Here is a 7,884-nt window from a genome sequence, read left to right as displayed (position 1 = left end):
TTTAGGTACAGTAACAGTCAAGGCTACAGCGGTAGATGAATCCGAAGTTGTAGGTACGATGACGATCGATATCGTTCCAGTTTTGGTTACAAGCATTGATGTGAGTAGCGAAGACAATGTAACAAGCATTCCCAATGGAAGTCCACTTCAAATGAGTGCGAAAGTGTTACCAGGAAATGCAACAAATAATTCCGTAATTTGGAGCGTAGAAACAGGCACAGGAACAGCAACGATTAGTCCGTCTGGTGAGTTGAGAGGAACTAGTTTAGGTACAGTAACAGTCAAGGCTACAGCGGTAGACGAATCCGAAGTTGTAGGTACGATGACGATCGATATTGTTCCAGTTTTGGTTACAAGCATTGACGTGAGTAGCGAAGACAATGTAACAAGCATTCCCAATGGAAGTACACTTCAAATGAGTGCGAAAGTGTTACCAGGAAATGCAACGAACCCTTCCGTAACATGGAGTGTAGAAGCAGGTACAGGAACAGCAACGATCAGTCCGACTGGTTTATTGACAGGAACAGCCGTAGGTACGGTGACGGTCAAAGCTACCGCCAAAGATGGTTCGAACATTGTTGGTAGCAAGAGCATCACCATTGCAGCGATCCCAGTTGCTAGTATTGTCGTGATAGGCGCAGATGGAGCTGGAAGCGTTTCGAACGGAAGCTCATTGCAAATGAGTGCAGCGGTTCTACCTGAGAATGCAACGAACACTACCGTAACTTGGAGCGTTGAAGCAGGCACAGGAACTGCAACGATCAGTTCGTCTGGATTATTAACAGGAACTGCGGTAGGTACAGTCACTGTTAAAGCCACAGCCAAAGATGGTTCGAATATTGTTGGTAGCAAAAGCATTACGATTGCAGCGGTACCTGTCACAGAGATCATCGTCTCAGGTGCAAATAGTGTGACAAGTATTACATATGGTAGCCCGTTGCAAATGAATGCGACGGTATTACCGCAAAATGCAACGAATCAATCGGTAACTTGGAGCGTTGAAGCAGGAACAGGAAATGCAGCAATTGACGAGACAACCGGCATTCTTAGGGGAACAGCAGTAGGTACTGTCACGGTCAAAGCCACAGCCAAAGATACTTCCGGCATTGTGGGAACGAAGAACATCACGATTGCTGCTTTACTGGTCAATAGTATAGTTGTGACTGGAGCTGACGATGCCACGACGGTAACCAATGGATACTCTTTGCAGATGAGAGCAGCTGTATGGCCAGAGAATGCATCAAATACCGATGTAACTTGGAGTGTGATCGCAAATACAGGTAAAGCGACGATTAACGCAACGGGGTTATTGACTGCTACACAAGTAGGTACAGTTACGGTAATTGCAACAGCAGAGGATGGATCAGGGACTAAAGGAAGTACGACAATCACAATTACTGCAATCCCTATTAGTCAAATTGAAGTTAAAGGAGCAGGCAACCTAACTTCAGTAGTTGCAGGGAATACGCTGCAAATGATTGCAAATGTACTGCCTGAATACGCGACTAACGCATCAGTAACATGGAGTGTATATGGAAATTCAGGAGCATCAACTATCAGTGATTTAGGTGTGTTACATGCTATTGAACCAGGTATTGTTACGGTTACAGCGACTGCAACTGACGGTTCAGGTGTCAAAGGTAGCGCAGCTATCTCAATAACACCGGTACCAGAAGTACCTGTTATGACGATTAGTATCTCTGTAAAAGAAACATCCAATAGAGATGCGGTAGTTATAGGCGGAACACTACAGTTGGAAGCATCCGTCTTACCCTTGAACGTAACGAATTCTTCAGTGACCTGGCATGTTTATGGGAACGGAAATGGGAATACGGGAAATGCATTAATTAGTCAAAGTGGCTTGTTAACAGCAACTGGCATTGGGACGGTTACGGTTGAGGCAAGAGCAAATGACGGGTCTGGCATTGTTGGGAAAAAAGTTATCACGATCACATCAGATGCGCCTCAGATTAAACTAAGCCCGATTTCAACCAAAGTACAAGGTGAATTAATTGAATTAAGAGGGATGACCAATCTGAATGGATTGACAATTACAATCCTAGCCCCTAACGACAGTGTTTTAACTAGCTTCAATGATGTATCTGTAACTAATGGTACCTTCTTTGATTCAAGGTTCATTTTGCCTCTAAATACTGAACCAGGGATGTATACAGTCATCGCTAACAATGGAATAATCTCCACAGAAATGAGTTTTGCAGTTATTCCTATTTCTACTTTCGATTTACTGGATCATGATCACGATGGTCGTATTCAAATTGATGATGTTGTTACTTTTATTAGTTCCAATAGTCCAACGCGAGATTTCAATCTGGATGGTAGAATCGATCGGAATGATATTACGTTCATACTGAGTCTGATTTCTTCGATGATAGACTAGATCTGGATAAGCCCCGAAAAGGGGCTTATTTTTTTGCATAGAGATCTATCAAATGTTATAGACAAGTAATGGTTTATTTTGACAAACTATTTACTTAATAAATATGGATTGTGATATGATAGCAGGTATAAAGTCGCATATTTGCACCGGCGATCTAGTACTAGCTTTATTTTGGAAATAAGTATGTCAGAGAGTTTTACTAGCTTTGGAGGGGAAATATTGCTGCGTTCCACGTTAAAAAAAGGAATGGTTATTCTATTTGTATGGATGATGGTATTGGTTGGAACGATCGGGATACTTGGCGGGAGCCGTGAAGTAGCCGCGGCAGGCAACGATTGGGTAAACTGCGCTGGTGAAGGGGCAGATTGTCACTTCACAGGTGAGAAATTAGTGCGATAGGGGATAAATTCCAATTTTGTTTATGCTAGATCAATCGATGGAGTAAAATGTGATACGGCGACTTTCGCACAAGGTGATCCAGCACCTGGTGTAGTTAAACTATGCGAATATTTGGAAGGATTTGCTGGAGGAATTGGAACTCAGGAACAACCCTATGAAATTTCAACAGCTGAGCATCTAAATAATGTCAGAAATAATTTGGAACCAGGTTTATATTTTAAACTGATTGATGATATTGATTTAAATGTTAGTCCTTACAAAGATGGGGACGGTTGGCTGCCGATAGGCAGTGATGGCTCAGCTTTTCGAGGAATTATAGACGGCAATGGTCACATAATCAGGGGACTTACCATCAATAGGTCAGGTGTTAGTTTTATTGGTTTATATGGGTAACTCGAAGTAGGCAGTTTGGTTATAAATATGAGACTAGAGTTTGAGTCATCGCAAATGGACTATGTAGTAGAAGTGAGCAGCACACAAAATTACCAAGTATTCGTAAATCGTATGCCCATCATGTTGGCAGATTTAAATAATGACGAAGTATGCGATATGGTTGATGTGCTTTTGACAATGCAACAAAGAACTGATTTAAGTAGAGGGCAAATTGAACAGTTACTGCAACAAATAGATCCTTATTTTATCGGGTTGAATTAATATAATAGTACTCTTGTAGGAAGAGACATCCATTGGGGTGTCTCTTTTTCCATGCCAAAAACCCACTAAAATAGTTTAGATTAACCGGAGGTTTTTCTAAGTCTATTTTAGGGGAAGAGGTTTAATTCTTTATGCCTTTAGATGGAGCATGCGAACAATGGCTGTAACGGCCTCCGCTCTGGTAGTTAGCATAGAGGAGGCGAAGTTATTGCCTATGGTGCCGCCAAGTAAAATGTTTTTGCTAGAAATGACTGCTGCTGGCTTAGCCCAATCTGGAATGTCGGCATCATCGGAATAGCCTGTTGGGATACCCGCCATTAGGGGGAGACCCAAGGCTTTGACGACCATGGAAATCATTTCTGCATGGGTAATGTTGACTGTCGGTCGGAATGTGCCATCGGGATAGCCGCTGATCAAGCCAAGCTGAACGGCTTGTTTGACTGATTTTACCGCCCAATCTTCTACCAGGTTCGTATCCGTAAAAGTGAGCGGTACACCGTCTAAATTAGGCTTCAAACCATTCATTAACATAACTGTAAACTCAGAACGTGTAACGCTAGCATTCGGTTTGAATGAGAAGTCCGGATAACCGCTCGCGATTTTACGTTCGTAGGCCGCATTAAATTCAGGATTTGCCCAATGTCCTTTCGTGTCTGTAAAGGGACTTGTATCTGCGTTTGTAGTCGTTGCAGGACCTGTTCCTTCTGTGACAGTGACCTAGCTCTGCGTAGATAAGCCATCTCCGGAAGTTGCAGTTATTGTTACTGTTCCGGGAATGAGTGCACTGATTTGCCCGTTACTGTCTACGGTTGCAATGTTTGGATTACTGTTTTTCCAAGTTATTTTGAAATTGGATGAATAACTGGGGGAAATCGCGGCGCTGAGTGAGATTCGTTCTCCAGCTTGAAGGTTGAGTGAAGGTTTATTAATTGTTATGGCTGTCACAGGAACTTTAGGCGCGTACATGTACAAAATAAACAGGTCTAATAAGCCCTCGGACTTAATTTCATCCGGATCGGCTAATATGGTGGATACTTCTTAGAGGGTCCCATCATGTCCAATGAATAATGGCAAAATCTCGTTTGTAGCAATATTGTATTGCCATTGAATGGTGCCAGCTGGGCTAAGCGCGTAAATCGCTTTATTTGATGATGAGTTGGTATAAATAAGTCCATTAGGCCCGATAAGTGGTGGGGTGATTGTGCCGCCTGCAGCGAATTGCCATTTTATCGTTCCATTAGGTAATAGTGCGTTGAGCTCTCCATCTTGTGTTCCGAAATAGATGGTTCCGTCTTGACCCACAGATGGCGCATATATGATGCTGCCTTGATCGAATTCCCATTGTTTATTTCCGGCAGATGAAACGGCATAAAGCTTATGATCATCTGATCCGACATAAATGGTGCCATCAGGGCCAAGAACCAGCTTCACTTGGGCTTTAACCTCCATATCCAGCCACCAGATTTCTGTGCCATCCACAGGATTTAGAGCATGCAGAATGCCATCTTTCGATGCGACTTGATCGCCTGTAGTGAAAGACCATTTCAATGAACCATCTGCTCGAAATGCCATCAGTTTGCCTGGCGCGTTGGCTCGGCCAGTACCAACATAAATGGTGCCATCTTTATCGATGGTAGGTGATGTTAAGATCTGTTCATTGATTGCAATTCGCCATTTTTTCGTCCCGTCAGGTAAATGTGCCGCAATCCCGTTTCCAGCTAGTATTGTAAAAGAAAAATAAATGGTATCGTCGGCAGCAACGGTGGGAGTACCGATATACGATAATGCGATTGTCGGAGCTTTCCATTTTAATTGTAAAAAGCTAGAATTCTGAAAAGTTATGAGGTCCTTAATGTTAGGGTTAAGGTTCGTAATCGGCGTAATCGTCTGCACAGGATCTATCGTGATTTGAGCTGAGACAGGTAAGGAAGTCGACCCGAAACTCAAGAATAATACGAGTAAACCGCCTTGAAACGTACATTCTTCAACTGGAGACTCTCCCTTTATATAACAGATATTACATTGATTATTTCATGTCGATGAGGATTATTCAATATGAAAGCATAAGAGACAATGCTTAAAGGTAGTTTTTTCGCCAGAGTATCGTACGTACTCAGCGAGTTAACTTAAATGAATTAATTTTGAACACGACATAGTCAAGTAAGTTATTCCGTACAGGCACTTCTAGGCTTACACCCACATAGACTAATACTATTCTATACAGCGGAGGCTACCGAGGCCAACATGCTCCGCAATACGCTCAAGGGGGTAGCTGGAATGCCAGGATTGTTTGGTACGATTGCCATGTTAATTAAGCAGCTCACATTACTTGTGTCCTACGTCAAGAACAACGCGTTTCCACAACCACTCACCGAGGAAGAAGAAGAAAGACATCTGCGGCAAATGGCTGAAGGTAATGAGCATTCCAGAAATAAGCTGATCGAACATAACTTAAGACTTGTGGCACATATAGTGAAAAAATTCGACAACACCGGAGAAGATTTGGAAGATTTGATCTCCATTGGGACGATAGGTCTGATCAAAGCCATCGAATCCTTCTCCCCAAACAAAGGGACAAAGCTGGCGACTTTTGCGGCGCGATGTATCGAGAACGAGATTTTGATGCATCTAAGGTCATTGAAGAAAACGCGCAAAGATGTGTCCTTGCATGACCCCATCGGCACGGACAAAGAGGGGAACGAGATTACGCTGATTGATATCCTCGGCAGCGAGGCTGATGATGTGGTGGATGCGGTGCAATTGAAAATCGAAAAGTCGAAGATTTATCGCAATTTGGAGATTTTGGACGACCGCGAGAAGGAAGTTGTTGTCGGTCGGTTTGGTTTGGAGCTAGGCGGCGAAGAGCGGACGCAGCGGGAGATCGCGAAGGAATTGGGAATTTCACGTTCGTATGTTTCGCGGATTGAGAAGCGGGCGCTCATGAAGCTTTATCATGAGTTTTATAAGGCGAAGCGGTAAAGCTGCTAGGTTAGGGGGAGCATTTTAACACGTTTCGTATAGTCGCATTCTTCATTGTTAGGGATCTTGGGATCGCGAAATGGAGGCGAAGGATATGAGCCTAATTCAAATTGATCATGTTTGTAAGCAATATATGATGGGTGGGGAAACGATTCGCGCGTTGGATGATGTGTCATTAGTTATTGAGCAAGGAGAATTTGTCGCGATTATGGGGCCTTCAGGTTCGGGGAAGTCGACGCTGATGAACATCATCGGGTGTTTAGATGTGTCTGACACGGGATCGTACGTTCTTGACGGCAAAGCGATTAACCAGATGAAGGATTGGCAGCTAGCCGAGATACGGAATCGGAAAATCGGATTCGTGTTTCAAAACTTTAATTTACTGCCCCGATTAAGTGCCTATGAGAACGTGGAGTTGCCTTTAATTTATCGAGGGATGACGCGGAAAGAACGAGAGCCACTGGTATTGAAAGCTTTGGAAGCCGTCGATTTGGTAGAACGCAGGAAGCATCTGCCTTCGGAGTTGTCTGGCGGGCAGCAGCAGCGGGTAGCGATCGCACGAACGCTCGCAGGAGATCCTGCGATTATTTTGGCGGATGAACCGACTGGTGCTTTGGACTCGAAGACAGGCATAGAGATTATGGATATATTCGCTAGGTTAAATGATCAAGGTAGAACGATAATTTTGATCACGCATGATCATGCTATAGCGCAGCAGGCGAAGCGGGTTGTGAGGTTTCGGGATGGGCGGTTGTTAGAGGGTGTTTAGAATAAGATGGTGAAGATAGGGACTCCATGGGATATATGTGGGGTTCTATTTTTAATGTCGGGAAAACTGATGTTATTCTTTTACTATTCAGTGAGTGAGGCCTCTTATATTGGTGAGAGGGAAACGATGTCTTCGTTCGAACAATAAATCTTCATTTGTGATAGTCTGCTTAGAATTACTTGATAGAATAGAGAGTGGGTTAATAACGTACTTAGTGTAAGAAGGCCAATAATGGAAATATGTATGTTACAAAGAAATCTGGGAAAAACAGAGTGATATCATACTCTTATTTTATGGAGGTGCAACTTGCTGGTGATCAAGGAAAATAAAGATCGTTAGTGGAAAATAAAGTTCGTTAGTGAATGTTTACTTTTGTAAACATTCACTTTTTTATTTCTAGGGAGTCATTTTGATTAAAGGAGGTTGCCCTATGCACTTACGAATCATGGCTAAAACAGATGCATTCATCAAATCAAAGCGAGAGTGACGATAGGCTACTCGCAACGAGAGCCCTTCACTCCGCTAACGGGCAGCATAGCTCAATAGCATTCCTGTAGAGCGTTAATTTTTAGCTTTGCAAAAAAATAAGCGCCTCGGTACGATGGGAGTACGCAACGGGTCATAGCCCTTAAAATCCCATCATCCAGGAGGACGCTCTATATGAAGTTTAAATCGCAGAACAAAC

The 7,884-nt window shown here is 43.2% G+C and carries 9 protein-coding genes and 1 pseudogene; 6 read left to right on the top strand and 4 right to left on the bottom strand.

Annotated elements, in window-relative coordinates; genetic code table 11:
• The 4 genes from L6I86_RS20200 to L6I86_RS20185 all read left to right on the top strand — a co-directional run.
• A partial coding sequence (locus tag L6I86_RS20200; protein ID WP_236290005.1) for an Ig-like domain-containing protein occupies positions 1-2,398 on the top strand: 2,398 nt, incomplete at its 5' end.
• Positions 2,399-2,617: 219 nt separating this feature from the next.
• On the top strand, positions 2,618-2,797 hold the full coding sequence (locus tag L6I86_RS20195) for a hypothetical protein (protein WP_236290003.1): 180 nt from the start codon (positions 2,618-2,620) through the stop codon (positions 2,795-2,797).
• Positions 2,798-2,908: 111 nt separating this feature from the next.
• Positions 2,909-3,190 carry a hypothetical protein gene (locus L6I86_RS20190; RefSeq protein WP_236290001.1) on the top strand — a complete coding sequence of 94 codons (282 nt, stop codon included), beginning with the start codon at positions 2,909-2,911 and terminating at the stop codon, positions 3,188-3,190.
• A 27-nt stretch (positions 3,191-3,217) separates the two neighbouring features.
• On the top strand, positions 3,218-3,451 hold the full coding sequence (locus L6I86_RS20185; RefSeq protein WP_236289999.1) for a hypothetical protein: 234 nt from the start codon (positions 3,218-3,220) through the stop codon (positions 3,449-3,451).
• Positions 3,452-3,580: 129 nt separating this feature from the next.
• Here the strand turns inward: L6I86_RS20185 and L6I86_RS20180 are convergent, their stop codons facing one another.
• From L6I86_RS20180 to L6I86_RS20170, 4 genes and pseudogenes are all read right to left on the bottom strand, one after another.
• Complete coding sequence (locus L6I86_RS20180) at positions 3,581-3,976, bottom strand: S-layer homology domain-containing protein (protein ID WP_236289997.1); 396 nt, start codon at positions 3,974-3,976, stop codon at positions 3,581-3,583.
• A gap of 24 nt (positions 3,977-4,000) precedes the next feature.
• Positions 4,001-4,102 (bottom strand): annotated as a pseudogene (locus L6I86_RS35945) (S-layer homology domain-containing protein); the annotation flags it as partial.
• 66 nt (positions 4,103-4,168) lie between these two features.
• Complete coding sequence (locus tag L6I86_RS20175; protein ID WP_236290296.1) at positions 4,169-4,417, bottom strand: Ig-like domain-containing protein; 249 nt, start codon at positions 4,415-4,417, stop codon at positions 4,169-4,171.
• 72 nt (positions 4,418-4,489) lie between these two features.
• A complete protein-coding gene (locus L6I86_RS20170) occupies positions 4,490-5,398 on the bottom strand; it encodes an outer membrane protein assembly factor BamB (protein WP_236289995.1) in 909 nt (302 codons plus the stop codon).
• A gap of 330 nt (positions 5,399-5,728) precedes the next feature.
• On the opposite strand from L6I86_RS20170, the gene sigK reads away from it, so the two are divergent.
• Positions 5,729-6,430 (top strand): RNA polymerase sporulation sigma factor SigK, encoded by a 702-nt coding sequence (sigK, locus tag L6I86_RS20165; protein ID WP_236289993.1) that lies wholly within the window; start codon positions 5,729-5,731, stop codon positions 6,428-6,430.
• Positions 6,431-6,524: 94 nt separating this feature from the next.
• Positions 6,525-7,199: an ABC transporter ATP-binding protein gene (locus L6I86_RS20160; RefSeq protein ID WP_236289991.1), complete on the top strand. Its 675-nt coding sequence runs from the start codon at positions 6,525-6,527 to the stop codon at positions 7,197-7,199.
• The last annotated feature ends 685 nt before the right edge of the window (positions 7,200-7,884 follow it).

It is taken from the genome of Paenibacillus allorhizoplanae (assembly GCF_927798215.1).
GTDB lineage: Bacteria > Bacillota > Bacilli > Paenibacillales > NBRC-103111 > Paenibacillus_E > Paenibacillus_E allorhizoplanae.
This window is presented reverse-complemented; position numbering and strand designations above follow the sequence as displayed.

Coding starts and splice junctions, on each gene's coding strand:
- sigK (WP_236289993.1), top strand. CDS start 5,729: ATGCCAGGATTGTTTGGTACGATTGCCATGTTAATTAAGCAGCTCACA.
- L6I86_RS20185 (WP_236289999.1), top strand. CDS start 3,218: ATGAGACTAGAGTTTGAGTCATCGCAAATGGACTATGTAGTAGAAGTG.
- L6I86_RS20160 (WP_236289991.1), top strand. CDS start 6,525: ATGAGCCTAATTCAAATTGATCATGTTTGTAAGCAATATATGATGGGT.
- L6I86_RS20175 (WP_236290296.1), bottom strand. CDS start 4,417: ATGTACGCGCCTAAAGTTCCTGTGACAGCCATAACAATTAATAAACCT.
- L6I86_RS20180 (WP_236289997.1), bottom strand. CDS start 3,976: ATGAATGGTTTGAAGCCTAATTTAGACGGTGTACCGCTCACTTTTACG.